Origin of the sequence: Rhodoblastus sp. (genome assembly GCF_041915505.1) — a bacterium.
Classification (GTDB): Bacteria; Pseudomonadota; Alphaproteobacteria; order Rhizobiales; family Beijerinckiaceae; genus Rhodoblastus.
In genome coordinates this window covers 1-2,727 of the sequence record NZ_JAYSBG010000420.1, presented here as the reverse complement: position 1 = coordinate 2,727, position 2,727 = coordinate 1, and the positions used below count along the sequence as shown (strand labels likewise).

The 2,727-nt window shown below is 61.8% G+C and carries 2 protein-coding genes; one reads left to right on the top strand and one right to left on the bottom strand.

Annotation, left to right across the window (positions count from 1 at the left end; genetic code table 11):
* Window positions 1–73: 73 nt before the first annotated feature.
* Window positions 74–844: an ABC transporter ATP-binding protein gene (locus ACE3S9_RS17950; protein ID WP_374547843.1), complete on the bottom strand. Its 771-nt coding sequence runs from the start codon at window positions 842–844 to the stop codon at window positions 74–76.
* Window positions 845–1,294: 450 nt separating this feature from the next.
* Here ACE3S9_RS17950 and ccoN point away from each other — a divergent pair.
* On the top strand, window positions 1,295–2,727 hold a 1,433-nt coding region (gene ccoN / locus ACE3S9_RS17945), incomplete at its 3' end, for a cytochrome-c oxidase, cbb3-type subunit I (RefSeq protein WP_374547842.1).

The following is a 2,727-nucleotide window of genomic DNA, read 5'->3' as shown; positions in this document are numbered from 1 at the left end:
CTCCAGCGCCGCGCCGTGCAGGACATGCGATTCGCCGTAGAAGGCGTGAAGATCGGAAACGGCGAGCAACGGATCAACCATGTGCGGGGCCCCCCGCCGCCTGCGCGCCAAGATAGGCTTCCTGCACGGCCGGATTGGCGGACACTTCCGCGTAATCGCCTTCCGCCAGCACCTTTCCGCGCGTCAGCACGGTGAGTCGGTCGCAGATGCGCGCCACCACATTCAGATTATGCTCCACCATCAGCACGGTGCGGCCTTGCGCGACGCGCTTGATGAGTTCGGCGATGCGGTCGATATCTTCATGGCCCATCCCCGCCATCGGTTCGTCGAGCAGCATCATCTGCGGTTCGAGCGCGAGGGTCGCGGCGATTTCCAGGGCCCGCTTGCGGCCATAGGGCATTTCGCCGGCGCGGGTCTCCGCCCATTCGGTCAGGCCGACTTCTTCCAGCAGCGCGCGGGCGCGCGAATCATATTGGCGCAGCGTGCGGTCCGAGCGCCAGAAATCGAACGAATCGCCGCGCGCGCGCTGCAGCGCGATGCCGACATTTTCGAGCGCGGTGAATTGTGGAAACACCGCCGAAATCTGGAAGGACCGCACCAGCCCGAGTCGCGCGACATCGGCCGGCTTCGATCGCGTGATCTCGCGGCCCTCATAGCGAATCGCGCCGCGGGTCGGCTCCAGAAATTTGGTCAGCAGGTTGAAGCAGGTCGTCTTTCCGGCGCCATTGGGGCCGATCAGCGCGTGGATCGTATGACGCCGGACGCGGAGGCTCACGTCGCTCACCGCCGTGAACCCCGCAAATTCCTTCGTCAGACCGTCCGTCTCGAGGGCGTAGGCGGTCAAATGGCTTCGCTCCCTGCCGGCCGTCTGCAGGCCCTCGCCGGGGCGCGGCCGTTCGCCCGAATTTAGGCAGGGCGTCGACTCTGAATCAAGGGCGCACGGTCGGAAAAGCTCGAATATTAAACCATTGTCGATGCCGGCTACGGCGAAAATCAAGGATTGGGGCGGTTCCCGGGCCGAATTGCGGCGCCGGATTTCTTGGCCGCGCGCCGCGACCAATAGTCGCGTGTCAGCGTGGTTGGACTGTTGTCCTATCGCAAAGGATCGCTTTCCAAGCTAAGAATGCGTCAAGCGCTTCATTTGACTTGAGTCAATGAAAGCTTTGACGGGGCGGGCGATGGTCCGCCCAATGGCGAGCCGGCGTTGTGAACAGCGCCGGCGCGATTTCATTGGGGCGAAAACATGGCGCAAGCAAGTTCAATATCCACTGCGTCGCCGTCCGGCGGCAAGAAAATGACGATCGGCGAATTGCTTGGAATCGTCCTCTCCTTCGCCGGCGCCTTCCTGGCGCTGTTCATCGCGTCGAGGGCTTATACGGCGGCCTATGCGTTCCATATGTTCGTGTTCGCCCTGGCCGGATTCGGCTCGGCCTTCCTGATCTTCAAACATTACACCAATCGCCCCGCGGTCATTCCGCAGGAGATCAACGGCAAACCGAACTATCAATATGGCCCGATCAAGTTCTCCAGCCTGGCGGCCGTGTTCTGGGGCATCGCGGGGTTCCTGGTCGGTCTGATCGTCGCGCTGGAGCTGGCTTATCCCGATCTCTCGATGGGCCTGCCGTGGATCAATTTCGGCCGCCTGCGCCCGTTGCACACTTCGGCGGTGATCTTCGCCTTCGGCGGCAATGTGCTGATCGCGACCTCGCTCTATGTCGTGCAGCGCACCTGCCGCACCCGCATCGCGGGCGAGTTGGCCCCCTGGTTCGTCGTGCTGGGCTATAACCTGTTCATCGTCATCGCCGGCACGGGCTATCTGCTCGGCATCACCCAGTCGAAGGAATATGCAGAGCCCGAATGGTACGCCGACCTGTGGCTGACCATCGTGTGGGTTGTCTATCTCCTCGTCTTCCTCGCGACTTTGTGGAAGCGCAAGGAGCCCCACATTTACGTCGCCAACTGGTTCACCTTGGCGTTCATCATCACGATCGCCATGTTGCACCTCGGCAACAATCCCGCCATTCCGGTGTCGCTGTTCTCGCCGAAATCCTACATCGTCTGGTCCGGCGTCCAGGACGCCATGTTCCAGTGGTGGTACGGCCATAATGCGGTGGGCTTCTTCCTGACCGCCGGCTTCCTGGCCATCATGTATTATTTCGTCCCGAAGCGCGCCGAGCGTCCGGTCTATTCATACCGCCTGTCGATCATCCACTTCTGGGCCCTGATCTTCATGTATATCTGGGCCGGCCCGCACCATCTGCACTATACGGCGCTGCCGGATTGGGCGCAGACCCTGGGCATGACCTTCTCCGTGATGCTGTGGATGCCCTCATGGGGCGGCATGATCAACGGCCTGCTGACGCTCTCGGGCGCTTGGGACAAGCTGCGCACCGATCCTGTCCTGCGCATGCTGGTGGTTTCGGTCGCCTTCTACGGCATGTCGACCTTCGAAGGTCCGCTGATGTCGATCAAGGTGGTCAATTCCCTGTCGCATTATACCGACTGGACCATCGGCCACGTTCATTCCGGCGCGCTCGGCTGGGTGGGCTTTGTCTCCTTCGGCGCGCTCTATTGCCTGATCCCCTGGGTCTATAACCGTCGGCTCTATTCGCTGAAGCTGGTCAACTGGCACTTCTGGATCGCGACGATCGGCATCGTGCTCTACATCACCGCGATGTGGGTGTCCGGCATCCTGCAGGGCCTGATGTGGCGCGCCTATACCTCCAA